The sequence below is a fragment of the Providencia sp. PROV200 genome (genome assembly GCF_049901995.1).
GTDB lineage: Bacteria > Pseudomonadota > Gammaproteobacteria > Enterobacterales > Enterobacteriaceae > Providencia > Providencia rettgeri_E.
On sequence record NZ_CP096308.1, the window covers coordinates 237665 to 262543 of the forward strand.

Here is a 24879-nt window from a genome sequence, read left to right on the forward strand (position 1 = left end):
AAAACCCCGCTCAGTTTTGGCGGGGTTTCTACTTTCGTCTGTAATATTAGTTTTTGAATTCAAGAACCTTACCGTTGTAAAACACATACGGAGCACTGAGAGATCCCCTCATAATTTCCCCAAAACGTAACCATGTGTGAATAGATTTTGAGTAAGCAGGGTTGCAGCCACGAGTGAGTCTTCCCTTGTTATTGTGTAGCCAGAATGCCGCAAAACTTCCATGCCTAAGCGAACTGTTGAGAGTACGTTTCGATTTCTGACTGTGTTAGCCTGGAAGTGCTTGTCCCAACCTTGTTTCTGAGCATGAACGCCCGCAAGCCAACATGTTAGTTGAAGCATCAGGGCGATTAGCAGCATGATATCAAAACGCTCTGAGCTGCTCGTTCGGCTATGGCGTAGGCCTAGTCCGTAGGCAGGACTTTTCAAGTCTCGGAAGGTTTCTTCAATCTGCATTCGCTTCGAATAGATATTAACAAGTTGTTTGGGTGTTCGAATTTCAACAGGTAAGTTAGTTGCTAGAATCCATGGCTCCTTTGCCGACGCTGAGTAGATTTTAGGTGACGGGTGGTGACAATGAGTCCGTGTCGAGCGCTGATTTTTTCGGCCTTTAGAGCGAGATTTATACAATAGAATTTGGCATGAGATTGGATTGCTTTTAGTCAGCCTCTTATAGCCTAAAGTCTTTGAGTGACTAGATGACATATCATGTAAGTTGCTGATAGGTTTCCAGTTTTCCGCTCCTAGGTCTGCATATTGTACTTTTCCTCTTACTCGACTTAACCAGTACCAACCCAGCTTCTCAACGGATTTATACCATGGCACTTTAAAGCCAGCATCACTGACAATGAGCGGTGTGGTGTTACTCGGTAGAATGCTCGCAAGGTCGGCTAGAAATTGGTCATGAGCTTTCTTTGAACATTGCTCTGAAAGCGGGAACGCTTTCTCATAAAGAGTAACAGAACGACCGTGTAGTGCGACTGAAGCTCGCAATACCATAAGCCGTTTTTGCTCACGGATATCAGACCAGTCAACAAGTACAATGGGCATCGTATTGCCCGAACAGATAAAGCTAGCATGCCAACGGTATACAGCGAGTCGCTCTTTGTGGAGGTGACGATTACCTAACAATCGGTCGATTCGTTTGATGTTATGTTTTGTTCTCGCTTTGGTTGGCAGGTTACGGCCAAGTTCGGTAAGAGTGAGAGTTTTACAGTCAAGTAAGGCGTGGCAAGCCAACGTTAAGCTGTTGAGTCGTTTTAAGTGTAATTCGGGGCAGAATTGGTAAAGAGAGTCGTGTAAAATATCGAGTTCGCACATTTTGTTGTCTGATTATTGATTTTTGGCGAAACCATTTGATCATATGACAAGATGTGTATCTACCTTAACTTAATGATTTTGATAAAAATCATTAGGGGATTCATCAGTACGGAGCATGCTCTTGGGAGGCTGGCACAAACAGAGCTCGTTTTGCACCAAGGGCCACAGATAGTTCCTTCATCAATGGCATGTTTTCTTTTTTCGCCGCAAGATAGAAGAAACAGGCCGATGCGTACCCAGAGCGATACTCTTCAGGGCTGACTAAAACAGGCGGTTTTGGTAGGTGCCCGGTTTCTTTAGCTTTACTTAACGAGAACCAACTCCAGCTCTTGTCCTGCCCGCATAGTTCATATTCATTAAAACCTGCCATTTTAGGGGCGAAGGTTTTAAAGGCTTCAAACATTTGAGACTGATCTACTTCCCGGTCTCCCCCTGCCCAGGAACCGAATAAAACAACCCCATCAGTATAAGGCTGAGGTCTTTTCGCGGTTAAAAAACCTGTTAAAGCAATGAATGGATCTTTAATAGCCAACCCACCAACAACATCTGCCGTACCGGCACCTGACCGTTGAGTTTTGGCAACCTCTCCTGCTCTTACTGGATTCTCAAGTGGGAGAATACGCCCGCCGTCAACCAGCTTGTTATAGATGACATAATTATCACCTGCATCTGTAATTTGGCGCATCTCCATTGCACGGGCAAACTGTAAAGCCTCCGACGGATTGGTATCCACCGGCATCGGAACAGGTTTAGAAGCACAGCCCGTCATTGCCATTGCCAGAGTAATCAAAGAAGCGGTCAGAATCTTTTTCATGTTCGGTACCTTATTCGTAGAGTTGCAGGTAAGTAGTTTTTCGTGTTGAGAGCATAGTAACCCCGCCATGACAGCTGACGAAGAAATCTGGCTAAAAAAAATCCCCTATTGTTTAAATAAGGGATCTAACACTGTGAATTTGATTTAAATTGAATCTTTCCAAGCGGTTAGCACTTGCTGGTGGCTGCATGTCGCATCTTTCGTGCAAGGTACTTTAAGGGCTGGTTCGAAATTTCCCGGAATAAATTCCCCTTCCAGAGGGGGGATTTCTGTCTTCAGTTCCGGGTCGTAGAAAACAAAAGGTGCATTCACTTTGTTTACCACCCATCCCCAACCAACAGAATCTGGAATGATATACCCCGCCGTGGAGGAAATGTCTTTCACGATCAGCCGTTTCTTGAACTCGCCAAACTTCGACTTGCAAAGCTCGGGCGAGTCCAGCTTTTGGCACAGATTCACGCGCATATAACCGGGAGCAACCAACTGGCTGCCAGGCAACGTATGAAAAGTGCATCCCTGCAAAGCTAACGCTGTGAATATTCCAATCAAAGTTCGCGTTTGCATTAATGAGCCTTATCTTCGCAGAACGGGCACTTATGCTTTTTATTCGAACGATCACCATCAAAGGGAGTGATAAAGGACATTTTACAATGTACGCATTTCACCATTCGGATCTCATCAGAACGGAAGTCACGCGCCAGTGTCCAGGCTTCGTTCGGATGAAGCATAACATCCGCCGCAATAGTCGGTCTGAATCGCATATTTAACTCGCGATACACTTCAAACGAATCGACCACTTCACTGATGTCATCCTGATTGCTAGGGTCCTTCGCGCGACGTAGATAGATGCTCATAAAGTTGGTTGCCTCCATCTTTTTTGGCTGCGAAGCCAAGAAGGTTTCCGACAGTTTCAAGCGTCCGATTGCCACTTCTTCCTGACCGAACTGTTTTTTCAAATGGTCAATGAGTCGGTCACTTGCATTAAGCGACGTGGTAATGATACGACGACGGAAGCCCAGTTTGACCATCCGCTGTGCCAAAGCAAAAATGTCTTCATCTTTTACGAGTGCGGCTTTCATAGATCTGTGCTCCAATGTTCAAAACGTAATTGCAAATAAGCTGGCAAAGTCATGTGCGGGTTATCACTGCCAAAAACAGAGCTCCACTCCCCAGAAGCGAGCTCCCGCAGCGAACGAACCGGTTTGATATACAGTTCGCCCTTGATGATGGCGTCAATGGTTTGACTATCGTCAAGCCGCTCAATGAAATTCAACGCTTCATCGGAGCCCAACCAGTAAAATGACTCGGCCAGCGTGCCGTTGAGAATTTTCACCCTGATGCTGTACACGAGAAGTGCAAGCCGAAGAATATAGGAGTCATGCCGGACGAAGTTATCCACTTCTGTAAGTTTGCGTCCAGGCATGTAGTCAACTATAAAAACAGGTACGTTGTATGATTTAACAGATTTTGTCAGCTGCGCTAGAAGGTCTTTGTCTTTTAACACTAAGCGATCATCTTCAGACAGAACAAACGGACTGCGGAAAAAAGATTGCGCGCGTGTTTCCAGTGAAGCAGCGCAGCTCAATAGCGATATGTTTTCATTAACCATTTTCAATCAGCCTCTTCCAGATTCTGAGCACATTCGTACCGTACCAACGCGCTTTGTCACGCAGTTCCGGGTTCGGAGTGTGATAACTACCTATTGCTAAAACGATGTCATCTGGGGAGTTTTTGATAGCGTTACATAACACTTTCGCGCCAACCCGAATGTTAGTGTCTACATCCAGAAGATCCTCTGGCTTGCTGACATACTTCCCGTTCCAGCGATAGTTGACCTGGGCGATACCGATATCGGTTACTTTAGATGCGGCTATGTAGCGCTTAAGCGCGCGCTTCGCATCTTCGTAGTTTTTTGGATAGTAGGCACCGTAAACTGCATTATTCAGTGCCCAAGGGCTTGGGGCGACATAACCGCCGCCACCGGCACGCTGTTTGCTTTCCCACAAAGCAACGGCGTATAAGAGATGCGGGTCCAGACCGCATTCATTCTTGGCATGTTTTTCCCATGCCGTTCCTTTCAAATCAACCACCCCAGCTTGTGCCGGGAGTATTTGAGATGAGAGGATTACTGCTGCCACACTGGCGCTTAACAGTAATTTACCCATTTTGTTTACCCCTAACCCAACAGAGTGGCTTAGCCTAAGCGGAACCGCTTACGCGGCAACGCGGTCTCTGTATGGATCGATTTTTCAGCGTTAACATCGGTATCCCTCTCAGTAGATTGAGTATCTACTGATACCGACAATGTATTTTCGCTTCCTGCCTCGCTCTTCATCAACACCGCCCCACGCGGCTCCGAAGACTCAATATTGCTTCCTGGTATAACGGATACTGCTTCTACTGCTTTTGATGCCAACGGCTGAGCTACTTGCTGCTTTGCTAACTCAGGTTGGTTTTCAGAATAAGACGATTGTAGACCGGTCCCCACCGGCGACGAAATATTCTGCCCTGTTTTTCCTCCTTTTGCCAATTTTTGTGAGCGCGGCTTCTCGCTTACCTTTCCTTTCTTGTAGATGTTGGGCGTTGCCTCACGCCCTAACCCTTCAAGATAAGCCCTGTTCGCCAGGGCAACCAGTGCGCTACTTCTTTTGCCTGGTGGACAGGACTCAAGGTACGCAGCGAGCTCGGGACAAAGAATGTCATTAATCGTCACCCGTAACTGCATTACGTATCCTTATCCGTTATTCGTCACCGTAGATGACGGTGTCAACGCCGTAGTTCCAGAAGCCAATTGCGTTGCTTGCGACCGGATTTGGGCTCGTTACAATACGGGCATTCTGGAACGCTTCGCGCACGGCCTGCTCATAATAAGGAGCTCCACCACCAGCGGTCACAATGATGTGAATAGCCCCTAACGCACGGACATTTTTGCGCAATTCTTTTACTACGCCACCAGCGATTTGCGGAATAACTTTGCTTAGCAGCGGTTTTACTTCAATGTGGCGGGCACCATTGAAGAACGAAGCCGCATCTTTGCGTAACGCAATTTCGACCATTTCAGGAAGATCATCACGCCGCTCATGCGGGTTTTCTTCATTGAGAGTGCGAACAATTCCTTCAATGATCGTGCTGGTGGCTTTCAGTGAAGAGCCGCTGGAGCCCATCACGCGGCTACCATTACTGAAGGCCACATAGTCCATCGAGAAAAAACCAGGGTCGATGACCAGAATATTAGATTCTGACAGTTCATCTTCACTGATAAAGCCTTCGCGGTTCGCGACATCGTTGATAACACCAACACCTTGCGGGATTACCATCACTTGCTTGACCGTCACTTTTGTGGACGGATTAATCGTGAATGTACCTGTCAACCTGGCGACCAACTTGGAGCGCTCGTTATCATCACTGGCGAGCCTTACAGGCAAACCAGTTACCAACAGGTCAATGGTGCTACCGACCTTCTCGGCAATTTTTGCCAACGAGCCAAAGTACAGCGCCAAGTACATTTCCGTGGTGTGATAACTGTCATGTAGTTCACGCCCATCTGGACGATCAGTAAATGCTCGCCACATGTTTCCGTTCGGGTAGACGGTGACTTCGTGGTCACGATTGCGCTTCACCAGATTTACATCCTCTTCTTCTTCCGTGGTGGCATACGCTGGGAAGATTGAGACGTCTGGTACAGAAGCAAAAGCATCGCCAGTCGCAATTTTGACGTTGCTATAACCAATGTCCACACCACATACGATCGCGTTTTTCTTACTCATTTGTTAACCTTTTATTAACACAATTACAGCTTGTGATACCCTTCCGTCCCCCCCATCCTTGCCACTTCATGCTGCTAACAAAGTGAGACAGTCGAGATATCACCCCGAAAAATTCGTTCGCCCCGAGACAATCGGAGCACATCATAGCCATTCGAAAATCACAAAACATCCTTTTTCATCGACAAAACGAGGACGAAAAAGGACATGATTTACGGCTATATTTAGCCAATTTTTAAGGCCAGATTTAGCCTTCATTCATGGCCTTTTTTATCCCTGATTTACGGCTAGATATGGCCGTAAATCAGGGCTATCGACTTAAAAATAATTCTTGTTTTTGGTACGGATTACCCCTCTCGTTTTATCATGGGGATAACCGCTGACGAAATTAACTAACCCAAATACAGGTCAGAAACTCACCGATTGAACCAAATTATTTTGAGTGGCAACACCTGCTAATCTTCATCTCTTTTCCACGATGTTTCGGCTGTTACCAGGATAGATTTTGATGGGACGATTTCGATCGCAAGCCGGAAAAGCGCCTCGTTTCGGGGACGAAAAACCTTGAGTTGATGTGCTGTTTTAGTGCTTAGTGTGCCTGGTGACTGGATTACGTAACGACTATTGAACTCTTATGCCTTTCTTTTCGCCATAAGAGTGTTAATCAAGGGAAATGCCACAAGATCACTCTGCTGCCATATTATATACGGGGTTAGTTAAAAGGCAGTGATTTAGCCTCTTTGCCCCCCAAAATCGCAGTCTTGCTCAAAAAGGTATTTTCATGTGTTCACCCAACAACTCTGATGCCTTTCTTTTCGCCATGAGAGTGCAAAAGAAGAGAAACAGTCCATGAGATCACTAAGGCGGCGTAATAATATTACCGCTTTTTTTGGGGGGGCTGAGTTTTTGAACCTATTTAGGGTGTTTTTGCTTTAGCCGGAAGAGATCTCATGTGGGGTAATAATAGGGGTTCCGTTTTTTTGGTCTTTTTGAATTTTTAAAGTGAGGGTAACTCTATGGATGTGGAAAGCTACATCAAGCATCTGGAGGAAAGCGTCAAAGCCTTGGACAGATCGGCTGATGTTTTGACTGCCGAAGCAACGACGCTGAGAGAAGATTTTTGGAAGCTGGCAACGGCCGGTGGTGAAAAAGCGCATTACTCATTCAACGTTGTTAAGCAGGGTCCATCCGTTCGGATCCGCTGGGCGAGGATGACTCCATTGCGAAAGGCGGGAGGGGAAATTGCAAGGGTGGTTCCGAAGTATTTGAAAGTGAACAAAGGGGAAAGCTATCCAGCGAAAGTTTTCACGGATGCTACACCCCGTGAATTGACGCTCATTGTTACTTACGAACCGCAGCTGAGTTTGATCCGTTCTGAGATGAAAAAGAACCGGGCAATTCGCCAGCTGTTATCCCGGCGGATAACAGAGAGTAGGAAGCAGCTTTAGCGTGGGGTTATAGCTGCGTAAACAAAACGACCGGTATGGTTAAAATCAACTCAAGAGGAATGTTGAGAATGTCTCACGAAAACGTTAACAGACACGCAACAATTGCAATCAGTGAAGTGTGCGCAAATTTCACCCGCAACCTGGGTACAAAACACGAAGAGTTACTTTGGGGACTAAAGGCGACCCATGAAGTTTTGGACGGTACTGTCGAAACGGTAATGACAATGGCGAATCACAAAAAGATCGCGGCCGTTAAGGTGTTGGCTGATACCAATAGTGATCTGGCTGCACTTGAAGTATTTGCGAAGGGTCTGCAACGCAACACTCTGGTGTATATCCATCATGCTGATGAATGGGATCAGGACGTTCTCTTGAAGGTGATGGCATTGTTCGGGGCGAGGGAATCGAAATGCATGCTGGGCTTCACTGAGCCTTCACGCTTGTGCTTCGGGATTTACATGTTCCTGGTCAGCTATCAAGTTGATGCTGAGAACAAGGTCTCCCGCTGGTCTCTCAATATGAGCGCGCCAATCCATGAGCTTGCCTCTATGAGCTAACTTAACGCATCGCCATAGCACATCTGAAGCCGGGCACCGTCCCGGTTTTTTACGCCTAATTTTAAACACGTCTCCCTCTGTAAAGTGAGCCTTCAGGCGATCAGTTAGTGAGCCTTTAGGCGACTCTCGGGCTTTCAACGGGCGCTGGGGTATCAAGAATGAATTCGGGATGGCCGGGTTTGTTTTTTTTGCGGTGACTATTTGCGATCGGGAAAGGTGGGAAGGTAAACGAAACAAGAAGGAGCGATTTTGTTTTTGTTTTGTTCTCGATGTGAATGTAATTCGGGTAAACAAAGTGAGAATGAGGTACGGAAATGGCGCTTTGTTTTTTCTCAGGGATTGCGGGCAATGATATGGGTGGGATTGTTTAGGGTGTTGAGTTAGAGCACTTCGCGGGTCGCGGATGGCGGGTTCAGTATGAGGTTTAGATGAGCAGGATGCCTCGAATGATTTTCCTCCGGGGGTTGTTGAGGGGTGTGAATGCATTTTGGATTTTTGGAGTGAGTTTCCTCCGGGGGTTTTGGGGTTTTTTACGGTTTATTCCACTGGGGGTGTTAACGGATTTGGTTTTGAGTCCGTCCCAAAACGGGCGCAAAACGAGGCCGATAACCTTTGCCTGATTTTTTTGGCTCCCGTACTCTTTGAGTCGTTTCTCGGGTGTGAAAGAGGGTTCAGCTTTCCACCCGGTTATTTGAGAAGGAAGCCCTGAGGGAGAGTTTTGGGGGTCCCCATAGTTCACGCTGTTGAAAAGTGTGGAGCCGAGCTTGTCGGATGCGGCGGAATTGCCACAGAGCGATCGGCGCAACGAGCATCTGGGGTGGGAGAGCGCACAGAGGTAGTTGCGTTGACGTTGAGCCTGGCGCTGGTGGATGAGATAGGTTTGGTGAAGTTACTTTGTGATTTCGCGGGCAAGGCATTCAGTGACGAAATTGGATACTCATCATTGGCTTCGTTAAGCAATTTCGTCACGGAGCGTATGGGTCTTAATATTCATCTGGTGATGTTGTGTCACAAGGTGGGTCACTCTGTCGGGGGCGAAGAAAGTGGCTTTATCGCGATTTGGTGATGAGGCTGGGCAGGGTTTTAAAGTTCTGAGTTTTGCTCTCGTTATCCGTGGGGGATGTCGAGGGCTCAAGTGATTGGATTGGCCGATCACGAACTAACAATCAACGAGGGGTAAGCATGAGCATCGAAGCGGCAAAGGCACCGAGTGAGTCTGGATTGTTTGGCACTAAAATACCGGCACCGGGATCTCTGTACTGGTTTAACGTATCGTTACTGTTTCTGGTTGTGGCGGGGATGAATGCCCTGGCTGATGGAGCGTTTCCGAGCCTGTTTATCTGTTTCGCTTTATTTGGTTGCGCGGTGTATGGGTGGCTAAGGCCATTGACAAACGGAGAGCAACGTTTGGTATCCGTTCCTGGTTTTCTGTGTTACGCCGGTTGCATGTGGGCGATCATGAACATTCAGCAGCATGTACTGCATGAACCAATTGGGTTTACTGGAACCATGTGTGTGGTGTTGAGCTCGTTCGTCGGGTTCTATCTGGGTCGCTATACCCGGATTGGGCGTTTCTCGTTGAAGCCTCTGACCGAGGAATAACGCGAGCAATATGCTGGATTTGAAACCGCCTTCACTTGGGCGGTTTTTTCATTTTGGGAACCGTGAACAGGAAAATAACTTGTTGTTCTCCTGTGAGGGGTTGGCCGAGAGAATCGCTGGCAAGTTGTGTTAATCCCGCTTTGTCGGAGGGTGCTTGGTGGTAGGATTGACCACAGACAAGAAAACGACACAGGAGAAGCGTATGGAGTTGGCAGGCAAGGTAAAAACGGCAAATGGTTATGCGCATGTTTCAGTGGAAGCGAGCTTCAGCCGATCGGTACATGGTGAACAAGTAGAGTTTCTGGTTACCCGCTCCATGAATGACCATCACCTGGTGGTCACCCATAAGCTGTCTGGCCGCATGGTGTGCCCGATCGACTTCCTGGCAACGGCATTGGAAGGGGCTGAGTTAGCGGGCCGTAAAGCGCTGGACTCGTTCTTGTTTGGTGTTGGGGAAAAACGTTTTATCGACGCCGTGAGTCGCTCCACGGCGTCGTAAAGTAGATCGGAGAAGGATCGGGATCCCTTCTCATTCGCCATGAAAACGTCTCAGGGCGACTTTTTGATTTAAATCCACATACGATTGCACTGGAAACAAAGAAACGCCTCTGGGAGCCGCTGAGGCGTTTTTAGCACATTTTAAGATCCCTTGGTTCAGTATCACTACATAGGGTGGAATTATGTCTGGGTGTATCCATGCAGTACATAGCAAAAAGCGGATTGAAGCCACCAGCGACGTGAGTACCATCCTCGAACGACTGGAGTCAGTAGGCATTGTGGTTGAGTATCAGTGCCGGGAAGGTTACTGCGGTTCGTGCCGAGTGTCTTTACTGGCCGGTACGGTGGAGTATGTGACTAAGCCCCTGGCCTTTGTGAATCCAGGCGAAGTGTTGCCTTGTTGTTGTCGTCCCCGAACTGACGTTGAGCTGGATATCTAATCGCTTCCGTCTGTTCCGTTCGATAATTCATACACGATATGATTAAGCGCCACCAGCAACAGTGGCGTTTTTTTCTGGTATCTCTCATACGTAATCAAGCGCTCTCACTTACCCAAAAAAGACGTTCTACTGTGGCCGCTCGCTATTCGTCAGCCAAATGCACCGTGCTAGCTTTGTTTTAAGATTAACAACCGGAGTATTTACGATGGCACTCTACGACCCCTCTCAAGGTGTTCTCCTTTCCATCCGGGATGACCGCTTCAGTACCATTCGCCCAATCATGCGCCCAGTAGTTCTATTGGTCATTGCGGTGCTGGTGGTAAAGCTGTCTATGTGGATTAACGACGGCAGTTCCTCTATGCCGATGACATCACTCCCAGCCATTTCCTTCTCGCTGATCGGTAGTGGGGTATTGGTATTTGCTCTCTTTGTTATGCGTATACAGCGGCGTGCTCGCTATCACCTCTATCTCGATTCCATTCTGGAGGAACAAATCACATTGCAGGCCGGTGACATGGATGCTGATTCTCAAAGAGAGATTGAGGCCTGGCAACAAATTCAGAAGAGCAAAATCAGTCAGTAAGCAGTAAAGACCCGTTACAAGTTGGCTTTAAAATCTGCGCGTTAAAGCGTTTATGAAATCGGAGAGAAGATGACTTTGCCGAAGTACACTAAACAGCAGCTTGAATTCCTTCAGGCAGATACGTCTGGTAATTTGACTGTGTTGGAGCGGTCGCTGGTGGCGCAGTTGTTGGCAGCTATGCACGTACAAGTAAAACAAGGCTCCGCCCCGGATTGGATACTGACCCACAGCGGGAAACGTTTTTCGTTCCAAGATATCAACCCTGATGCGATTAATATTGAGGATATCGCGACGGCTCTGTCCAATATCTGTCGTTTTACCGGTCACCTGGATCAGCATTACAGCGTGGCTCAGCATTGCGTGCTGGTCAGCCATTTGGTTGAACCGCATCTTGCGTTCGAAGCCTTGATGCATGATGCCAGTGAAGCATACTGCGGTGATGTGAGCAGCCCTCTTAAAGCGCGCTTGCCGGACTACCGTGAAATCGAAGGTCGTGTCGATCGCGCTATTCGAGCAAAGTATGGTTTGCCGCTGGTGGAGTCGCCGGAGGTGAAAGTGGCTGATTTGCGTATGCTCGCAACTGAAATGAGTATGTTCGGCCGACATGGTGCCCAGGCGTTTCCGGATCCCGCTAAATATCCACCAGCGGATTTGATGGGGTTACGACTTCTCCCGGCGGAGGAAGCCCGCGTTGCTTTCCTTCAACGTTTCGAGTTGCTTTACCCTGGCGGATAACCCAAAAAAACAGAACCGAGGTATATCAGAAATGATATGCTTCGGCAGATTATAATCCCAACAGGTTAATATCCAATGAAAAGATTGCTTATTTTATTGTCGCTGACCCTTGCGTTACCTACATTGGCTCAAGCTACTACGGCTGAGGGTGAGTTGCCAAAACTGCATCTGAACGAAGAGAACGAGCACATCGCTCGCAAGGTTGCATTTGATTATTTAGCAAATGCAAAGATTTTCATTTCCCAGGGTACGGTTTCTAAAGACACGTTAACCTATGAAGCCATCATTGCAGACCAGAGATGTTCCATTGAAATGGAGTTAGAGACCCTCCCGGTTCAGCGCTGGCTCGTCAAAAAGCTCGACTGCAAAAACTGAGATCTGCTGCGCCATTCATATCGGCAGACCTAAGCATGATGTGGTTTGCCAATCTCTTTGCAATTAATCCCCGTTTTAACACCTTCCAAATTTGTCGTCCTTTTAACTTCGTCAGCGGTAAAGGTCATGGTTAACTATTAACACAAAAATAATTAACACATGGAGTTACAATGTTAAATCTGATTGCTCACCTGGCAGAAAGTGGTCATCAAGTTTGGTTCGGTGAAAACGATACTGTGACGGTGACACAGGTTCGTGGTGATTCGCGAGTGGTTCTTGAAAGCATCCTCGCTAAGGAACCAGCGGCCATCCTGAATCTGTTATCCCGTTATGGGGCTAGCGTTAAGGCTGTAGATGATAAACTGCTTATCTGGCGTGACGTAGATGGTGATGACTGGGCCTGCGATCGTGGTCACCTCTATCGTGGCATCAGAGGTGAATATGGTGTTCGCTGGGAAGTGAAGCTGATACATGGCATCAATATCCACTCCCCATTCGATGCCGTGTTCTGGTTTGCTATACCTTGGGCGTCCCGCGTTGATGTGAACGTCCATTTCTCTATCGGTAATTCGCTCCTGGTTGCCGCTCCGGCTTACATCACCCTGAGCGGCCAGTTGGACAAAGAACAAGTTATGGCCTGGGTGAAACTTTCCGGAATGCAAAATGCCACCAGCATTACCGAACGGTAATACGCCATCTAAACTATGGGGGGATCTCCCCCATTCTGTTTTGCCCTCCCCTCTCAAAAAAATATCTTTTTTTCCTTCGATTTGCTTCGTCAGCGGTTACCCGTGGGTGATACTGTTTTTAGAGGCAGTAAACAAAACGAATAACAGTTATCGAGGTCATTACTATGAACGCTATCAACCAAAAACCAAAACGCCCGAGCCAGACTCCGGCTCAGTTCATGCGCATAGCAAACGAGTCCGACCTGTTCAAGAAAGGTCGCACGTTGTGGTACCACTACAGCAGCAGCTTTGGTTATGAGCGTGAGCTGGTTCGTTCTAACACTCAGCGCCTGGCGCATGGCAGTGGTCTGCCGGTCTCGTTCGTTGAGCGTGCCATCAACCATTATCTGACCCACTGATCCACCAGCGTAAGGACAAAAGCGATGAGCGCAATCAACGGTACATACTGGGTCAAGAACGGCCACACATTTGGTTATACCTTTCCTGAGCAACCGAACATCTTAGGCGTTCTGGCAAGCAAGCCGCAGTTAGGTGCGTGCCTGTCTATGGAGCCGCAGCTGATCACCCCATCGGATGACATGCGTAAGGCCACCGTGCAGGACTTCGATTTTTTCCGCGTTGTCGTCCCTTCGGACTTCAAGCCTGAATAAAACCCTCGGTGCTCTTCGGGGCACCCTGCATTGAGAGTTACCTCCATGATTGACGAACTGAAGGGCCTGATCGTAATGCTCCTGGAAGATGCAACGCGTATTCAGCAGTTGGAACCAAACGCCGGAACATCGGCACGCATTCAAGCCGCTAAAAAAGCCTTGGCCTCTGGAGTATTCGACACACTGTTAATGCTGGTGGCTTCCAATTATCGCTTAGCAATTGCAGAAGCTGGGTATGAGTATGTCATTGGCGCTGATGGTTCGCTGATTGTCAGGGATCCTGTCCAATGCAGTAACGGTGCTTTCAAGTGGGTGGAGCACAAAGACGTTGTTCTGCGTAGCAACGATGATGCTATGCAATTCCTCATTGAGCGAAGTTAGGGGGTAGGTATGTTTCCTCAGGGTATAGAGGTGCGCGCACACCGTTACACTCAGGCGGGTGGCAAGCGCATGGTGCAATACAGCACCCCAGGCACCAATGGTTGGCTGATCACTAACGGCAGCGTAAGTGACTTGGCAGATGTACAGTCACGGCACAATGCTTTGCTAATACATGCCCGCGATAACGGCCTATTGGTGAAATCCCTACACTGATTAGCCATTTCAAAACTCGATACCCTGCCCGAACGCGCGTCGAGCGGGGTATGTCTGCTTGCCAATTTTGCGGCCAAGAGTTTGGCTCTGGTTTTCCTGGGGAATGGGATGAAAGGGCGCGTATTTTTTATCGTGATTCACTTCGTCAGCAGTTCGGGTCGTGTGAGAATTTAATGAGTAAACAAAACAAATAACACGAGGAAAACCGATGCATACTTTAGCTGAGTTGTTACGTTACGCAGGTATCACTTCCCATAAACGTACCCTGCTATCCATCCGTCAGCACACGACCAATTGGGGTCGCTCCGGTCGCGGTGTGCGTCAGAAGCCTCGTTACACGGTCTGGTACGACACCGAAGACAATAACGACCGTATTGTCTTTACCTTCGATGCTGTGCTTAACCTCAAACGTACCGCGCCGGAAAAGCTGGCGGATATCGATATTCAAATCAGTCATTACAGTGGCTGGGATCCCGTGAAGCGCAGATTGACCGTCACCCACCCAGAACGCTACCTGAAGGTCGATGGCATGGTTGAAGGTGGCGGTGAGAAGACCAAAGCCCTCTGGCAAGAAATCATCGCGCTGACTGAAGGCATGGAACGTGACGATAAACTGAGTTCGTATGAGATCACGTTCCTCGCAGCTTAATTGACTGACGACTGACCGCTCCGGCGGTCACTCCCCCTTCCCTATACCAATAACGAGGCAATAATGGGATATGAGATAATCATCACCTCTGACGAGGTACAAGCTGTTTTCGATTCACTCTTGGCAAGCGCGCTTACGGGTGTGGCATCTACCCTTTGGGACAATAACCGTCCATCGGGGCCGAGGGATAGCGAAGCGGCTAACGTGGCATTCAATCTTGCTGAAGAAGCCTTTAAACTCAGACAGGCATATTGCCGTCGAGCGTAATTGTATCGCCTCCGGTTACGGGGGCTAATTTCCCAATCTGAGGAATTTGTATGAATTTCGGCACTCGTGAGTACCTGATCAATTATCTGATGAGCAATTTCAAAGAAGGCCAGATGATTGCCATCGATACACTGACGCTCGAAAACGTCGCGGATGTTGCTTCTGACCTTTCCCTGGAACGCGCCCTTACTCCAGCCGAACAGGTACAGGTGCTGAATGCGGTAGTCAGTGATTATGATGTGAATACTGGGGCTGGCTTTGACCATATTCGCAAAGAGATCGCAGCTCTGGGTATTGCCCAACAGGACGGTGACAAATGAAAAAGGGGCTGCGCAAATTTTACTGCACACTGCCAAATGGCAAAGTGCAAGAAGCGGAACTGACGTGGAAAGCTACCCATGCTGTTGCCTGCCGAACTGGAGAGCGTGACTGGTATGCGCACTCGTGGTGCTCTGCAAAATCTGCGGCGTTGCGCTGTGTCGAGTTAACGCAAAAGGAACAGGGCGCTGAAGTTGAGATCTTGGTCGTTAAAGAAGTTCCACCCGCTGCGTAGCGAGTGAATCAAGTCGCGTGAGGTAGAACAATGCTGATACTTACAACCGATCTCATTCCTGATATTTATGCCATACAAAAAATTCATGGGATGGTTCAAGTCATCGCTAATTTTGAAGCCAATAGGCGGGGAGTGATACCGTCAAGGCAAGCTCGCGTCGCATTGGAGGAATTAAGTGCGGCTGCATCCGAGGCGTCAAATGGCGAGGCGAATGCCGTGTACGGTGTTAAAGCAACACCACTCCTGAACGGCGGCATGCTGTATATCGGAACTGCGGTAACCCTCAAGTGATGCAGCGGTAATAAATATGTTTTTTTCATCCTTTTGCCTTCGTCACCGGTTGGTGCTGGTGGATACTGGAAGTCCAACAACTGATAACACAAACGAGGATACACCATGTCTCTGAACCCAACTCTGGTCGCGATGTTCATCTTCAGCAGCTTCAACGAAACCCGCGTCCCACTCATCGTGAATGATGACACCGCGCAGGAACGTATCGACTTCAACGTTGCTGGTGGTGGTGAAATCGAATGTGCCGATTGGATCCGTGAACTGGCTATCGACATCGTTGAAGAGTGCGATGAGACCTTCACCGGGAAAGAAGGGCCGGGAACTCTGCTATGGTCATTAGCAAACTGAAGGTGGGCGATACCGTATGGTCTATCACTCGCCACAAACTGGGGAGCACGAATATTCCCACCGTGTCTGTACACCCTGTCCTGATCGTCGAGGTCAATGAGACCAGTGTTATCGCAAGCTGGAATCACAACAAGCCGAAGCCGTTTGGCTTGAACTCCATCAAGGGATGGAAAAAAGAGAAACCTGTTCTGATCAAGGGGTTGTTTGGTAGTCAGCGCCTTGCCACAAGAGCGGAAGTCGCTGCGTTACAGACTCAATAATTCGTCAAACGTACATTCCCTCTCAAACACAGTAATGCCAGTGCATTGGAGGGGGTGACCTATCTTTTAAATGTGAAAACAACCCCCTTGTTCGCCAACCCCCACCCTGACATTCACGATGCGAATATTTAATAATTATGCATTACAATGCACTTTTACCTTGTCTTGCGCTCAATTTGCATTAATAATAATGAAAAACAATTAGAGGGCTATTTATGTCAATTCTTGATCAAATCCTGGTCATCGGCCAGCGAATGAAAGCCGAGCAAATTTCTCTGAAAGAATCCATCACCGAAGCCAATACCATCAAGGTCACTGATGAGCAGGTAGATGGCTTAGATAGACTCATTTATAACCATTGCCTGAACAAAACGATGCTCGCTGATTTCTTCGGCAAGTCACGTAATACGTTCACTAAAATTCTGACCGAGTTACAAGATCAGAAAATTATTGGTGAGCCTATCTTCCAAAACAAAAACCACCTTTACACACGATTTGACGTGCAGGCCATCATGAATGAGTTGGGCGCGCCCCGTTACTCCGACATGTATGAGTCTCGGGTTATCGTCGTTGAAAACCACAAAGGTGGTACAGGCAAAAGTACCACGACCGCGACGATCGCCTTGGCGTCAGCTTTGGATTTAAATCTGAACGCGCGTTGCTGCATCATTGACCTTGACCCCCAAGGGTCTATCGGTAACAACCTGATCCGCTCCACCAGCGAAGATGATATCTATCTGACTATCACTGATGTGCTGTTAGCCGAATACGAGCCTGAGGGTGATTTCTCACAGTACATCAACGCCGGTTACTCAGAAGCGGACATCATTGCCAACATTCCGTTTAGCACTCACCTGCCAAATATGGACGTCATCACGGCCTTCCCTACTGATGACCGTTTTACTGATACCTATTGGCGGTTGAACAAGGAAGAGCGCAATACGCTTTTAACGCGCTTTAGAGATGTTGTTATCCCTGTGCTGAAACAGCATTACGACCTAATCTTCATCGACACCCCACCGCAGGACTCACCAATTATCTGGTCTACGAACGAAGCCGCCGACGCCCTTCTCGTTCCTATCACTCCGCGTGAATATGACTTTGCATCCACGACGAACTACATGTTGACGATCGGCGCTCGTCTGCAACAACTTCCATCCAGGGGTGAAAACATCAAATGGATGAAGGTGCTGGCTGTTAATGTCGATGATAAAAGCCAGCACGAAGTTCGCACTCTGAATAAGCTGGTGCGAACTGTGCAGGACAAGTTTATGACTACGAACATCAAACACTCTGAAGCGTTTGTTGCTGCGGCCGAACGAGGCCGCACCGTCTTGGATATCAAGAAGTCAGAAGACCTGTGCCCTGCAAAACAATTTGACATGGCAGAAATGTCAGTCACTTCTGTGTATCAGCAATTTATTAATGAAATCAAAAGTTTTTCGGCGAAAAGTGAGAAATAAAAATGACCGACGTAGAAAGAGGCACAAGCAAGGATATGTATCTGGGTGCAGGCAAGCGAACCGGCTTTGAGCAAAAAAGCGGATTACCACCACTGCGGGGTGCAGGCGCACCTAAGAGAACATTCACCTTAAAAGATGGCCGTAAAGTCGATGCCGAGCATGTTGTCGTTCCTGGCAGTAAAGTATCTGAGCAAACAGTGGTTCACGCCCTCAACCCACGCAACCAGGAAGCGCTCGACGAGAACTCCATGCGTGACATCCTTGAGCAGATCAGGGAAAGAGGGGTGGATACCGAAGGTATCGCTGTCCGCGTAGATGGAATCTATCAACTCATTGAAGGTAGCCGACGCCGCTACTGCTGTGAAAAGCTATCAGCTGATTTACCGCTGTGGGTATTACCAAACGATATCTCAAACGAAGATATCTTCTCTATCATCAGCGCCGCACAAAGCTCTCGCAAATTCTCGTATCGCGAAGTTGGTATGCAGTATTTGAAACTGATGGAAGAGAATGGTTTCACGACCAATGAGGAACTTGCGCAGCATATCGGCATTAGTACCGAGTCTGTCCGTAAGCGGATTCAAGCTGCCCAAATCGACCCTCGCCTGATCGCTCTGTTCCCAGATTGCGAAGGTATCCCGAATACTTTCTATAGCCGTTTAGCGAAGGTGCAGGGTTCGGCGAAGAAGGAAATGATCGACATTGGTGAGCTGTGCCAGGAAGTCCAAGACAACCGTAAGGACAAGCCTGTTGAGAATATTCAGGAGACGCAGAAAGATATCCTGGAAGAAGTAGCCACTATGTTGGAAATCATGGCTGATAAAGCGAAGCCCGCCGCTGCATGGAAAACATCTGATATTGTCGCATTCGAGAACAAGGATCAGTATGCACGAATCAGTTACAGTGGTAACGGCCGGAAAGTCCGCTTTGAGTTTAACAGGCTCAATCAAAAAGTCGTCGAAGACATAGAGCGTCTGATACGTCTGAAGCTAACAAAAAGTCTTCAGGAAGACAGTGAGTAAGTTCTTTTCTAAGCCACCTACCCCGGTGGCTTTTTCTTTACAGCCCTCCCCTCCCCTCATTTCCTGTAGCAAAAACCATTTTTTTCGCCAAAAAAACCAAAGTTTAAAATCGCTTAATAAACAGCGTGTTACGATAGAATATCAACTAAAGCAGAAGAAAAACCAATAAAAACCACCCCCTTGTTCGCCAAAACAAAAAACACCTCCATCCCCCTTCGTCAACTGTAGAACTGCTGGATAATAGAACTCAATACCGCCCTTACTCGTGGATTAAAAATGCAGATCTCAAAGACAACCCATAGCTTTGCCGAGCGTCGCGGTTTGGAACTGACGACCGAAAACAACGACGGTACCGAGTTGCTGTGTATTTGGGAAACCAATAACGATTGGGAGTGGATTTGCAGCTTCCAACCAACTCAAGATCAGCTGGTATTCTTCGGTAATATCTACCTGCCCCAGGAATGCCTGAACGCCATCCCGGCTATCATCGCCGATGAAACTCAGCTGCGTGCGGTGCTCACCAAAATTGCCGAATCACTGAAAACCAAATCCTGACGCTGGAAAGGAAAATCATGAAGACGTGGACGCCGAACGAGAACATCACACAGGTCATTCTGGCATTTGGGCCTCCGGACATTGAAAAGTTTCTGCCAAAATGGGATCTCATCCCTGACGAATTCAAACAGGGAAAGAACCCCTGGATTGTATTCATTGAGCGTTGGTTTTACCACGGGCTTGAATGCCCACCAGCAGCCAAGGAAGGTGTCGAACTGAAATGGGCGCTGGCGCATATCGTGGTTATCCTGAAAAGCTTCGACCCGAAGCACGAACAAAAGATTGCCGGGTGCGCCTATCTTGCCTCGCTCTGGTTTGTGGAGTAAGTGAACTAAACCGCCTTTGTGGCGGTTTAATTTTGGATGTCACTTTGTCAGCGCTGGTGGTGCGATAAAATTAAATCAGTAAATAATAAATCTATGGGATAGAACGATGAGCAGCAAAACCAAATTGACCGCCGAAGAACAAACGGCAAAAGCATACAGCAACTTCCTGGAATCCAAGGGACTGAAGCCGCGTGCTGGTCAACAAGACATGATCCGCTTTTGCTCATCCATCATTACCAACATTCCCGAAGATAACGACAAGCCTATTGTCGGTGTAGTTGAAGCCGGTACCGGCACCGGTAAAACGCTGGGGTACTGCCTGCCGCTGATCCCGTTGGCGATGGAAAAGGGAAAGACTCTCGTTCTGTCTACAGCAACCGTGGCGCTTCAGGAGCAAGTTGTCGTTAAAGACCTGCCGGAAATCCAAAGCCAGGGCGGTCTTAAATTTTCATACGCTATGGCGAAAGGTCGTGGCCGTTACTTCTGCCGACTGCGCTACGATGCGCACGTCGATGCCGAGCATAATGCGTATGGTTACGTTCGCGACGACATGACGAGTCTGGGTAACGAATTCGCAAGTGGTGACTGGAATGGTGAGCGTGATACATATCCGCTGGAGCTTGCCGACAAATCCTGGAACAAAGTTAATGCGGTCGCCAGCCAGTGCCCTAAGATTAAATGCCCGCATTACAAAAACTGCCCCTTCTTTGCCGCGCGTAGCCGACTGGAAGAAGTCGATGTGGTGATAGCTAACCACGATATCGTTTTGAGCGATCTGTCTTTGGGTGGTGGTGTCATCCTGCCACCGCCGAAAGAAACCATCTACGTTTTCGACGAAGGCCATCACCTTACAAGTAAGGCCATTGAGCACTTTGCCGCAAATGCCTCGTTGGATAACACGGCGCGCTGGTTGGGTGACGTCAGTGACATGGTGATGGACATGCAGACCCCTTACGGTGAGAAGATGAATGACCACGTTTACAAGCTGGTGGCGCTGGCATCGGACACGGCTGCCGAGATGATGACAGTTCGCGGAACTCTTTTATCTTCACTCAACTTCCGGAACGACCACGGTAACATTGACGTCTATCGGTTCCCTGAAGGTGACGTACCCAATGATGTGCGCGCACTGTTTAAAAACGGGCTGTACCTGGCAAACCAAATGCAGAGTTTGGTTGAGAAAATGATAATCATCATTGATGAGGCAGGCGATAAAATTGTCGCTGAGGATAATGCCCGCCACAAAATGGCTATCGGTGATTTAAAGAACCGTGTAGAAAACTTGCTTGAAGCGATGAGTCGTTTTGCTGCCCCGGCGAAGAAAGGTGAGTTTGCAGTACCGGTAGCGCGCTGGGTAAACATCAAGCGTGACAATAAATCCGAGGTCATTATTCATAGCAGCCCAGTGCATGCTGGTGAGCAATTGGATAGAGAGCTGTGGAACGAAGCCTATGGGGTGATCATTACTTCAGCGACTTTGCGGACAATGGGCAACTTCAATGCCTACCTGAATGAAGCGGGTTTGAAAATGGACACGCCAACGTTGCTGGCGAGAAGCCCGTTCGACTACGAGAACAACGGTGTTCTGTTCGTACCCAGGATGCGCAGTACCCCAAAGAATGCCGAGGCGCATACCGATGAGCTGATCGAGTTGATGCCTAAGCTGATGTTACGGCGTAAAGGATGTCTGGTGCTGTTTTCATCCCGCAAGCAAATGACAGAGGTGTGTGAGGGTATGCCGGAGGACATCAAAGAGCACATCCTCATGCAGACCACGATGCCGAAAACGGAAATCGTTTCCCGTCATAAGCTGCGTATTGATCGTGGCGAGCCAAGCATTATCTTCGGCATGGCCTCTTTCAGTGAAGGCGTGGACCTGCCTGGGGATTACTGCGATAACGTGATTATTGCCAAGCTGCCATTTAGCGTACCGAGCGATCCGGTTAGTCAGACGATGACTGAGTGGATGGAGAAGGCGGGGCGTAACACCTTTGAAGAAATAACCGTTCCTCAGGCGTGTATCAAACTTATCCAGGCTGTGGGGCGACTCATCCGAACCGAGACCGATACAGGTGCAGTGACGATACTGGACTCTCGCATCAAGAACACACGGTACGGCCAGAACATTCTCGACTCGCTTCCGCCGTTTCGCCGTGTGATCAGATAGTGGTATCATTCGGTAAACAAAACGAATGAATAGGTGTGTAATGGAAAAGTATGAAAGTGTCATCACTGTGGTATTTCAGTTTGTAGGCAAAGTGCCCGCACCTTTTTCCACAAGCAGCCTGTTTGCCGAAAACCTACTGAAGGGCGAGAAACTGTGGAATGACCCTGGGACAGCAGGCAACCTGATGCTGCAAAAAATTCTGGCAGAGCAGGGCGCAGCCGATCACGACGATGGTAAAATTCATACTCGCACTACGGAGCTGAAAACACACGATGAACGTATGGCTTTCCAAAAGCTGGTGGGTTTACCGCCTTACAGCGATTTGACCAATGCCGTAGGTATCCTGATCGGTGGACTGGAGAAAGCAGGGCGGTTGATTAGTGTGAAAACCACTTCAGCCACCCCGCTACCAAACGGGGAAACTATTATCTCTACCCGTGATGCACAACGTCGTTTGTTCTTCATGAACCAGCACGGGATATGCTTTACGGTAGATAGCCAGTTACTGATCGCTGTCGATAAACTGGAAGGAGCAAAGTTCTTCGCCACAGAAGAAGAGCTGGACGCTGCTGGTGTTAAGCTTTGGGGTGAGAATGGTACAGGTCGCTGGCGCGTGCTGGTGGCTCCGATCGGGGAAGAGATTTGCGGCCTCTTTGAATTCGGCGAGATGACGACCTTGGGTAAACGGCCGGAGGGCAGGATTAACGAACTGTCGTTGTAAGGCAAATCCCACTATGCATAGAAAGCACCTTTTTTGGTGCTTTTTTTGTTTTAGCTATTCGTCAGCGGGTGGAGTGGGATGATACTGATTGCAGGTAAACAAAACAAACAACATAAGGGAATCATCATGAAAACTCTTCTTGCTGCTCTGCGTGTTACTGATCAGGTTCAGCCTGATATTGCTATCCCGGCTTCAGGTAAAACTACTGGCTTTACCTACGACGCTGCCAAGATCGGTTCGTTCAAAGGTGAAACCATTGCTATTTATCCGGCCTGGTCAAAACCTAACTCACACGGCGCGGCCGGTAACCCAACTGAATTCTACGGTGGCTTGCCGCTGTATTCGACCAAGCTACTTGCCTATCAGGCACTGCGTAACGAAATCGAAAAGCGTTTCGCTGCACAGCTTCAGGCGATTGATAAACAGATCCTGGCACTGGAAGACCGTCCATAACCAATAGGGCAGGGGGGTTCCCCCTGTTTATGACAACCACCAGCTGAGGAACGAAAAATGAAAGAACAAGAACTGGTCACCAAAGCGGAACAGCTTATTCAGCGCAATGATGGTTCGCAGGCAAAAATTGTTGCTACGGCAATGTTTGGCGCTGGCCTGCACATGTCGGTCGATGTCTTCGTGCTTCGCCGCGATAGCGCTGACCAGAATTGGCAGCTTTGTAACGACAGGCCACATCCGGATTACAAAACCATGTCCCGTGAGGATTACGTTAAGTTCGGGCGCTCCGAAATGCTGCGCACAGTCACCGCTGGAGAACTGTTGAAGGTCACTGGGATGATCGGTCAACCACTTTCCAATTATCAGTAAAAGCACGGTTGCAGCGCCCCCCATTTTTCCACCAAACATCATGCGGGCCTGGCGTTTTAAAATACCAAAATAAAAGCATCTTTCGAGGTGCTTTTTTTATGTCAAATGCTTCGTCAGCCGTTGGGGGGAGGGGATACTGGTTGCAGGTAAACAAACTAACCGATAACAGGGGTCACCATGAAAGTCATTATCTTCAGCCTCCCAAATTGCCAGCCTTGCCGTATGACCAAAGAGCGCCTGGCCGCAAACGGTGTTGAGTTCGTAGAAGGCAGCATCGAAATTCATCGCGAGCTGTTCCGCAATATGGGCTTCAAGTCTGCGCCGGTTGTGCTGGTGGAGCCTGATGCAGGCGAAGCGGTGTCCTGGTCGGGTTATCGCCCCGATTGTATCAAGGCGCTGATTGACGGAAAGCCAGAAGGCGATGCTATCTCTGGTTATACCCGGATGTGTGTCATGATCGAGATGCGCGAGCCTGAACTGTTTTCGGCTCCTGGCGAAGCCAAGTAAGAAGGTGAATGCCGTGAGCTATCAAACCGTCGCAATCCCTCCAGCCTTAGGGCTTCAACCACCAAGCGGGGCTGACGTTGTCTTGCTCGCCGAGCTGACACAAGCGCTGGTGGATGCAAAAGTCGAAATGAAAGTGATGCTGGAGCCTATCAACTGGACGCCGCCTTCCGGCCGTCCGGTGATGTACCGACAGGACGCTATCGACGTACTGTTTAAAGCCGGGGTTCCTGTTGATCCGGGCGAAGTAGTGTCGGCCACCAGCAATGCCGTGCAGCCGATCGACGATGCCGAGCTGGAAGCGCTGCTGGATATGCGTGACGAAATGGCTGGCACAGATTCGTTTTACAAAGCGCTGGATGGCGCGCTGGATGGCATTCTGGCTCGCCTGTATGCCGCTGAACGTCAAACCAATCACTAAGAGTATCGATAATGACTGTACACGACTTTGTATCAGGAGCGAGTGGCATTTCACCCTTTGCCATTGTTATGTTGGCCTTTTTCATCCTCTTTTTCGTCGTAGCGTGCTGTATCCCTCGCCCATCATTGGGTCTGATGGTGGCGGGCGGAATTGCTGGGCTGGGTGCAATTGCCACAATTCTTTGGATTAACTTTGCTTAGACCTTAAGGCGATTTGTCATTAATGGGCCATTTAAACCAGATTTTATCGGCTATCGGTAAAACACCAGAAGGGCACGCTACCCTGGGTTATTTTCTTCTTGGGCTGATGAGTGTGATATTCGGTTGGGCCCTTTTTCAATTCAACAGCGAGAATGACATTCCTAAACGTTACCGCGTGATGTTGTCACTTTCTCTCTGTGCAATATGGCTGAGCATAGCCATAGAAATCATCGACCATCTCTGA

At 48.6% G+C, this 24879-nt stretch carries 41 protein-coding genes; 33 read left to right on the forward strand and 8 right to left on the reverse strand.

What is annotated here, in order from left to right:
- Positions 1-108 precede the first annotated feature (108 nt).
- From M1E86_RS21145 to M1E86_RS21180, 8 genes are all read right to left on the reverse strand, one after another.
- Positions 109-1317: an IS4-like element ISVsa5 family transposase gene (locus tag M1E86_RS21145; protein WP_001352368.1), complete on the reverse strand. Its 1209-nt coding sequence runs from the start codon at positions 1315-1317 to the stop codon at positions 109-111.
- 103 nt (positions 1318-1420) lie between these two features.
- The gene (locus M1E86_RS21150; RefSeq protein ID WP_191901262.1) at positions 1421-2131 is read right to left on the reverse strand and encodes a hypothetical protein; all 711 of its coding nucleotides are present in this window, start codon (positions 2129-2131) and stop codon (positions 1421-1423) included.
- A 144-nt stretch (positions 2132-2275) separates the two neighbouring features.
- The gene (locus M1E86_RS21155) at positions 2276-2695 is read right to left on the reverse strand and encodes a hypothetical protein (RefSeq protein WP_042847219.1); all 420 of its coding nucleotides are present in this window, start codon (positions 2693-2695) and stop codon (positions 2276-2278) included.
- On the reverse strand, positions 2695-3210 hold the full coding sequence (locus M1E86_RS21160) for a FlhC family transcriptional regulator (RefSeq protein ID WP_042847218.1): 516 nt from the start codon (positions 3208-3210) through the stop codon (positions 2695-2697). Before M1E86_RS21160 ends, M1E86_RS21155 begins: the two co-directional genes overlap by 1 nt.
- Positions 3207-3740: a hypothetical protein gene (locus tag M1E86_RS21165; RefSeq protein WP_042847215.1), complete on the reverse strand. Its 534-nt coding sequence runs from the start codon at positions 3738-3740 to the stop codon at positions 3207-3209. The genes M1E86_RS21160 and M1E86_RS21165 overlap by 4 nt, the downstream gene beginning before the upstream one ends.
- The gene (locus tag M1E86_RS21170; RefSeq protein ID WP_042847212.1) at positions 3733-4296 is read right to left on the reverse strand and encodes a transglycosylase SLT domain-containing protein; all 564 of its coding nucleotides are present in this window, start codon (positions 4294-4296) and stop codon (positions 3733-3735) included. Before M1E86_RS21170 ends, M1E86_RS21165 begins: the two co-directional genes overlap by 8 nt.
- Positions 4297-4325: 29 nt before the next feature.
- On the reverse strand, positions 4326-4856 hold the full coding sequence (locus M1E86_RS21175; protein ID WP_042847210.1) for a hypothetical protein: 531 nt from the start codon (positions 4854-4856) through the stop codon (positions 4326-4328).
- Positions 4857-4872: 16 nt separating this feature from the next.
- Complete coding sequence (locus M1E86_RS21180; RefSeq protein ID WP_042847207.1) at positions 4873-5898, reverse strand: ParM/StbA family protein; 1026 nt, start codon at positions 5896-5898, stop codon at positions 4873-4875.
- A 1013-nt stretch (positions 5899-6911) separates the two neighbouring features.
- Here M1E86_RS21180 and mobI point away from each other — a divergent pair.
- The 33 genes from mobI to M1E86_RS21345 all read left to right on the forward strand — a co-directional run bounded on the left by mobI (position 6912) and on the right by M1E86_RS21345 (position 24879).
- Positions 6912-7343, forward strand: a complete 432-nt coding sequence (gene mobI / locus M1E86_RS21185) for a conjugative transfer protein MobI(A/C) (RefSeq protein ID WP_042847206.1) — start codon at positions 6912-6914, stop codon at positions 7341-7343.
- A 68-nt stretch (positions 7344-7411) separates the two neighbouring features.
- The gene (locus M1E86_RS21190) at positions 7412-7900 is read left to right on the forward strand and encodes a hypothetical protein (RefSeq protein WP_042847204.1); all 489 of its coding nucleotides are present in this window, start codon (positions 7412-7414) and stop codon (positions 7898-7900) included.
- Positions 7901-8783: 883 nt separating this feature from the next.
- Entirely contained in the window at positions 8784-8966 is a 183-nt protein-coding gene (locus M1E86_RS21195) for a hypothetical protein (RefSeq protein WP_162762201.1), read from the forward strand.
- Positions 8967-9082: 116 nt separating this feature from the next.
- Positions 9083-9502, forward strand: coding sequence for a hypothetical protein (locus M1E86_RS21200; RefSeq protein ID WP_144139060.1), 420 nt, complete (start codon positions 9083-9085; stop codon positions 9500-9502).
- A 202-nt stretch (positions 9503-9704) separates the two neighbouring features.
- Positions 9705-10001, forward strand: coding sequence for a hypothetical protein (locus tag M1E86_RS21205; RefSeq protein WP_042847195.1), 297 nt, complete (start codon positions 9705-9707; stop codon positions 9999-10001).
- A 181-nt stretch (positions 10002-10182) separates the two neighbouring features.
- A complete protein-coding gene (gene yfaE, locus M1E86_RS21210) occupies positions 10183-10440 on the forward strand; it encodes a class I ribonucleotide reductase maintenance protein YfaE (RefSeq protein WP_080750913.1) in 258 nt (85 codons plus the stop codon).
- Between the two features lie 205 nt (positions 10441-10645).
- The gene (locus M1E86_RS21215) at positions 10646-11023 is read left to right on the forward strand and encodes a hypothetical protein (RefSeq protein ID WP_042847192.1); all 378 of its coding nucleotides are present in this window, start codon (positions 10646-10648) and stop codon (positions 11021-11023) included.
- A 177-nt stretch (positions 11024-11200) separates the two neighbouring features.
- Entirely contained in the window at positions 11201-11758 is a 558-nt protein-coding gene (locus tag M1E86_RS21220; RefSeq protein WP_052219409.1) for a hypothetical protein, read from the forward strand.
- Between the two features lie 75 nt (positions 11759-11833).
- Complete coding sequence (locus tag M1E86_RS21225; protein ID WP_250264767.1) at positions 11834-12133, forward strand: hypothetical protein; 300 nt, start codon at positions 11834-11836, stop codon at positions 12131-12133.
- Positions 12134-12303: 170 nt separating this feature from the next.
- Positions 12304-12822: a hypothetical protein gene (locus M1E86_RS21230; protein WP_042847185.1), complete on the forward strand. Its 519-nt coding sequence runs from the start codon at positions 12304-12306 to the stop codon at positions 12820-12822.
- 164 nt (positions 12823-12986) lie between these two features.
- The gene (locus M1E86_RS21235; protein ID WP_162762200.1) at positions 12987-13220 is read left to right on the forward strand and encodes a hypothetical protein; all 234 of its coding nucleotides are present in this window, start codon (positions 12987-12989) and stop codon (positions 13218-13220) included.
- A 24-nt stretch (positions 13221-13244) separates the two neighbouring features.
- The gene (locus tag M1E86_RS21240) at positions 13245-13472 is read left to right on the forward strand and encodes a hypothetical protein (protein WP_042847181.1); all 228 of its coding nucleotides are present in this window, start codon (positions 13245-13247) and stop codon (positions 13470-13472) included.
- A gap of 75 nt (positions 13473-13547) precedes the next feature.
- A complete protein-coding gene (locus M1E86_RS21245) occupies positions 13548-13853 on the forward strand; it encodes a hypothetical protein (RefSeq protein ID WP_162762190.1) in 306 nt (101 codons plus the stop codon).
- Positions 13854-13883: 30 nt separating this feature from the next.
- A complete protein-coding gene (locus M1E86_RS21250) occupies positions 13884-14066 on the forward strand; it encodes a hypothetical protein (RefSeq protein WP_162762199.1) in 183 nt (60 codons plus the stop codon).
- Between the two features lie 208 nt (positions 14067-14274).
- A complete protein-coding gene (locus M1E86_RS21255; protein WP_042847174.1) occupies positions 14275-14715 on the forward strand; it encodes a hypothetical protein in 441 nt (146 codons plus the stop codon).
- Positions 14716-14778: 63 nt separating this feature from the next.
- Positions 14779-14982: a hypothetical protein gene (locus tag M1E86_RS21260; RefSeq protein WP_166268099.1), complete on the forward strand. Its 204-nt coding sequence runs from the start codon at positions 14779-14781 to the stop codon at positions 14980-14982.
- A 50-nt stretch (positions 14983-15032) separates the two neighbouring features.
- Complete coding sequence (locus M1E86_RS21265; protein WP_042847169.1) at positions 15033-15302, forward strand: hypothetical protein; 270 nt, start codon at positions 15033-15035, stop codon at positions 15300-15302.
- A complete protein-coding gene (locus M1E86_RS21270; RefSeq protein WP_042847168.1) occupies positions 15299-15535 on the forward strand; it encodes a hypothetical protein in 237 nt (78 codons plus the stop codon). Before M1E86_RS21265 ends, M1E86_RS21270 begins: the two co-directional genes overlap by 4 nt.
- 30 nt (positions 15536-15565) lie before the next feature.
- Positions 15566-15826 carry a hypothetical protein gene (locus M1E86_RS21275; protein ID WP_042847166.1) on the forward strand — a complete coding sequence of 87 codons (261 nt, stop codon included), beginning with the start codon at positions 15566-15568 and terminating at the stop codon, positions 15824-15826.
- Positions 15827-15931: 105 nt separating this feature from the next.
- Complete coding sequence (locus M1E86_RS21280) at positions 15932-16174, forward strand: hypothetical protein (RefSeq protein ID WP_206086755.1); 243 nt, start codon at positions 15932-15934, stop codon at positions 16172-16174.
- Positions 16156-16434 carry a hypothetical protein gene (locus tag M1E86_RS21285; protein WP_042847162.1) on the forward strand — a complete coding sequence of 93 codons (279 nt, stop codon included), beginning with the start codon at positions 16156-16158 and terminating at the stop codon, positions 16432-16434. Before M1E86_RS21280 ends, M1E86_RS21285 begins: the two co-directional genes overlap by 19 nt.
- A 215-nt stretch (positions 16435-16649) precedes the next feature.
- On the forward strand, positions 16650-17897 hold the full coding sequence (locus M1E86_RS21290; protein ID WP_042847160.1) for a ParA family protein: 1248 nt from the start codon (positions 16650-16652) through the stop codon (positions 17895-17897).
- Positions 17898-17899: 2 nt separating this feature from the next.
- A complete protein-coding gene (locus M1E86_RS21295; protein ID WP_042847158.1) occupies positions 17900-18919 on the forward strand; it encodes a ParB family protein in 1020 nt (339 codons plus the stop codon).
- Between the two features lie 276 nt (positions 18920-19195).
- Positions 19196-19474 (forward strand): hypothetical protein, encoded by a 279-nt coding sequence (locus tag M1E86_RS21300; protein ID WP_166268101.1) that lies wholly within the window; start codon positions 19196-19198, stop codon positions 19472-19474.
- A gap of 17 nt (positions 19475-19491) precedes the next feature.
- Positions 19492-19800 (forward strand): hypothetical protein, encoded by a 309-nt coding sequence (locus M1E86_RS21305; protein WP_206086754.1) that lies wholly within the window; start codon positions 19492-19494, stop codon positions 19798-19800.
- Between the two features lie 106 nt (positions 19801-19906).
- Entirely contained in the window at positions 19907-21967 is a 2061-nt protein-coding gene (dinG, locus tag M1E86_RS21310; RefSeq protein ID WP_072035186.1) for an ATP-dependent DNA helicase DinG, read from the forward strand.
- A gap of 40 nt (positions 21968-22007) precedes the next feature.
- Positions 22008-22688: a hypothetical protein gene (locus M1E86_RS21315; RefSeq protein ID WP_052219373.1), complete on the forward strand. Its 681-nt coding sequence runs from the start codon at positions 22008-22010 to the stop codon at positions 22686-22688.
- Positions 22689-22766: 78 nt separating this feature from the next.
- Complete coding sequence (locus M1E86_RS21320; RefSeq protein ID WP_042847151.1) at positions 22767-23141, forward strand: hypothetical protein; 375 nt, start codon at positions 22767-22769, stop codon at positions 23139-23141.
- Positions 23142-23198: 57 nt separating this feature from the next.
- On the forward strand, positions 23199-23510 hold the full coding sequence (locus tag M1E86_RS21325; protein WP_042847150.1) for a hypothetical protein: 312 nt from the start codon (positions 23199-23201) through the stop codon (positions 23508-23510).
- A 177-nt stretch (positions 23511-23687) separates the two neighbouring features.
- Positions 23688-24017 carry a glutaredoxin domain-containing protein gene (locus M1E86_RS21330; protein WP_052219372.1) on the forward strand — a complete coding sequence of 110 codons (330 nt, stop codon included), beginning with the start codon at positions 23688-23690 and terminating at the stop codon, positions 24015-24017.
- A 13-nt stretch (positions 24018-24030) separates the two neighbouring features.
- Complete coding sequence (locus M1E86_RS21335; RefSeq protein ID WP_166268103.1) at positions 24031-24435, forward strand: hypothetical protein; 405 nt, start codon at positions 24031-24033, stop codon at positions 24433-24435.
- An 11-nt stretch (positions 24436-24446) separates the two neighbouring features.
- On the forward strand, positions 24447-24635 hold the full coding sequence (locus M1E86_RS21340) for a hypothetical protein (RefSeq protein ID WP_042847147.1): 189 nt from the start codon (positions 24447-24449) through the stop codon (positions 24633-24635).
- A gap of 22 nt (positions 24636-24657) precedes the next feature.
- Positions 24658-24879: a hypothetical protein gene (locus M1E86_RS21345; protein ID WP_042847145.1), complete on the forward strand. Its 222-nt coding sequence runs from the start codon at positions 24658-24660 to the stop codon at positions 24877-24879.

Bases quoted from the DNA above. Each gene is read 5' to 3' on its own strand.
- M1E86_RS21300 (WP_166268101.1), top strand. From the start codon at position 19,196: ATGCAGATCTCAAAGACAACCCATAGCTTTGCCGAGCGTCGCGGTTTG.
- M1E86_RS21205 (WP_042847195.1), top strand. From the start codon at position 9,705: ATGGAGTTGGCAGGCAAGGTAAAAACGGCAAATGGTTATGCGCATGTT.
- M1E86_RS21245 (WP_162762190.1), top strand. From the start codon at position 13,548: ATGCTCCTGGAAGATGCAACGCGTATTCAGCAGTTGGAACCAAACGCC.
- M1E86_RS21330 (WP_052219372.1), top strand. From the start codon at position 23,688: ATGAAAGTCATTATCTTCAGCCTCCCAAATTGCCAGCCTTGCCGTATG.
- M1E86_RS21255 (WP_042847174.1), top strand. From the start codon at position 14,275: ATGCATACTTTAGCTGAGTTGTTACGTTACGCAGGTATCACTTCCCAT.
- M1E86_RS21230 (WP_042847185.1), top strand. From the start codon at position 12,304: ATGTTAAATCTGATTGCTCACCTGGCAGAAAGTGGTCATCAAGTTTGG.
- dinG (WP_072035186.1), top strand. From the start codon at position 19,907: ATGAGCAGCAAAACCAAATTGACCGCCGAAGAACAAACGGCAAAAGCA.
- M1E86_RS21215 (WP_042847192.1), top strand. From the start codon at position 10,646: ATGGCACTCTACGACCCCTCTCAAGGTGTTCTCCTTTCCATCCGGGAT.
- M1E86_RS21200 (WP_144139060.1), top strand. From the start codon at position 9,083: ATGAGCATCGAAGCGGCAAAGGCACCGAGTGAGTCTGGATTGTTTGGC.
- M1E86_RS21345 (WP_042847145.1), top strand. From the start codon at position 24,658: ATGGGCCATTTAAACCAGATTTTATCGGCTATCGGTAAAACACCAGAA.
- M1E86_RS21145 (WP_001352368.1), bottom strand. From the start codon at position 1,317: ATGTGCGAACTCGATATTTTACACGACTCTCTTTACCAATTCTGCCCC.
- M1E86_RS21305 (WP_206086754.1), top strand. From the start codon at position 19,492: ATGAAGACGTGGACGCCGAACGAGAACATCACACAGGTCATTCTGGCA.
- M1E86_RS21275 (WP_042847166.1), top strand. From the start codon at position 15,566: ATGCTGATACTTACAACCGATCTCATTCCTGATATTTATGCCATACAA.
- M1E86_RS21175 (WP_042847210.1), bottom strand. From the start codon at position 4,856: ATGCAGTTACGGGTGACGATTAATGACATTCTTTGTCCCGAGCTCGCT.
- M1E86_RS21190 (WP_042847204.1), top strand. From the start codon at position 7,412: ATGTCTCACGAAAACGTTAACAGACACGCAACAATTGCAATCAGTGAA.
- M1E86_RS21320 (WP_042847151.1), top strand. From the start codon at position 22,767: ATGATACTGATTGCAGGTAAACAAAACAAACAACATAAGGGAATCATC.
- M1E86_RS21260 (WP_166268099.1), top strand. From the start codon at position 14,779: ATGGGATATGAGATAATCATCACCTCTGACGAGGTACAAGCTGTTTTC.
- M1E86_RS21270 (WP_042847168.1), top strand. From the start codon at position 15,299: ATGAAAAAGGGGCTGCGCAAATTTTACTGCACACTGCCAAATGGCAAA.
- M1E86_RS21235 (WP_162762200.1), top strand. From the start codon at position 12,987: ATGAACGCTATCAACCAAAAACCAAAACGCCCGAGCCAGACTCCGGCT.
- M1E86_RS21225 (WP_250264767.1), top strand. From the start codon at position 11,834: ATGAAAAGATTGCTTATTTTATTGTCGCTGACCCTTGCGTTACCTACA.
- M1E86_RS21240 (WP_042847181.1), top strand. From the start codon at position 13,245: ATGAGCGCAATCAACGGTACATACTGGGTCAAGAACGGCCACACATTT.
- M1E86_RS21170 (WP_042847212.1), bottom strand. From the start codon at position 4,296: ATGGGTAAATTACTGTTAAGCGCCAGTGTGGCAGCAGTAATCCTCTCA.
- M1E86_RS21325 (WP_042847150.1), top strand. From the start codon at position 23,199: ATGAAAGAACAAGAACTGGTCACCAAAGCGGAACAGCTTATTCAGCGC.
- M1E86_RS21155 (WP_042847219.1), bottom strand. From the start codon at position 2,695: ATGCAAACGCGAACTTTGATTGGAATATTCACAGCGTTAGCTTTGCAG.
- M1E86_RS21150 (WP_191901262.1), bottom strand. From the start codon at position 2,131: ATGAAAAAGATTCTGACCGCTTCTTTGATTACTCTGGCAATGGCAATG.
- M1E86_RS21315 (WP_052219373.1), top strand. From the start codon at position 22,008: ATGGAAAAGTATGAAAGTGTCATCACTGTGGTATTTCAGTTTGTAGGC.
- M1E86_RS21280 (WP_206086755.1), top strand. From the start codon at position 15,932: ATGTCTCTGAACCCAACTCTGGTCGCGATGTTCATCTTCAGCAGCTTC.
- M1E86_RS21265 (WP_042847169.1), top strand. From the start codon at position 15,033: ATGAATTTCGGCACTCGTGAGTACCTGATCAATTATCTGATGAGCAAT.
- M1E86_RS21220 (WP_052219409.1), top strand. From the start codon at position 11,201: ATGCACGTACAAGTAAAACAAGGCTCCGCCCCGGATTGGATACTGACC.
- M1E86_RS21290 (WP_042847160.1), top strand. From the start codon at position 16,650: ATGTCAATTCTTGATCAAATCCTGGTCATCGGCCAGCGAATGAAAGCC.
- mobI (WP_042847206.1), top strand. From the start codon at position 6,912: ATGGATGTGGAAAGCTACATCAAGCATCTGGAGGAAAGCGTCAAAGCC.
- M1E86_RS21285 (WP_042847162.1), top strand. From the start codon at position 16,156: ATGGTCATTAGCAAACTGAAGGTGGGCGATACCGTATGGTCTATCACT.
- M1E86_RS21165 (WP_042847215.1), bottom strand. From the start codon at position 3,740: ATGGTTAATGAAAACATATCGCTATTGAGCTGCGCTGCTTCACTGGAA.
- yfaE (WP_080750913.1), top strand. From the start codon at position 10,183: ATGTCTGGGTGTATCCATGCAGTACATAGCAAAAAGCGGATTGAAGCC.
- M1E86_RS21180 (WP_042847207.1), bottom strand. From the start codon at position 5,898: ATGAGTAAGAAAAACGCGATCGTATGTGGTGTGGACATTGGTTATAGC.
- M1E86_RS21295 (WP_042847158.1), top strand. From the start codon at position 17,900: ATGACCGACGTAGAAAGAGGCACAAGCAAGGATATGTATCTGGGTGCA.
- M1E86_RS21160 (WP_042847218.1), bottom strand. From the start codon at position 3,210: ATGAAAGCCGCACTCGTAAAAGATGAAGACATTTTTGCTTTGGCACAG.
- M1E86_RS21340 (WP_042847147.1), top strand. From the start codon at position 24,447: ATGACTGTACACGACTTTGTATCAGGAGCGAGTGGCATTTCACCCTTT.